The organism is Mesorhizobium sp. M5C.F.Ca.ET.164.01.1.1 (assembly GCF_004792125.1).
Classification (GTDB): domain Bacteria; phylum Pseudomonadota; class Alphaproteobacteria; order Rhizobiales; family Rhizobiaceae; genus Mesorhizobium; species Mesorhizobium wenxiniae.
The window spans coordinates 1-302 of record NZ_SRTG01000472.1 but is presented as its reverse complement, the minus strand read 5'-3'; the positions used below and the strand labels follow the sequence as shown (position 1 = coordinate 302).

At 68.5% G+C, this 302-nt stretch carries 1 protein-coding gene; it reads left to right on the top strand.

The genetic code is table 11. The features are described 5' to 3' along the window. A partial coding sequence (locus tag EN807_RS34335; protein WP_246684537.1) for a RuBisCO large subunit C-terminal-like domain-containing protein occupies positions 1-302 on the top strand: 302 nt, incomplete at both ends.

Sequence of the window (302 nt, the reverse complement as noted above, 5' to 3'; positions counted from 1 at the left end):
TTCCAGATCAACGGCATCGGCTCGAAATATTGGGAGCCGGACGATTCTTTCATCCGCTCCTTCAAGGCGGTGACGACGCCGCTGTTCTCATCAGACGATTGCGCGCTGCCCGTGGCCTGCTCCGGCCAGTGGGGCGGCCAGGCGCCCGAAACCTATCGGCGCACTGGCCGCACGCTCGATCTCCTCTACCTCTGCGGCGGCGGCATCGTCAGCCATCCGGACGGGCCCGGCGCCGGCGTACGGGCCGTGCTGCAGGCCTGGCAGGCGGCGGTCGAGGGCATCGCGCTGACGGACTATGCCCG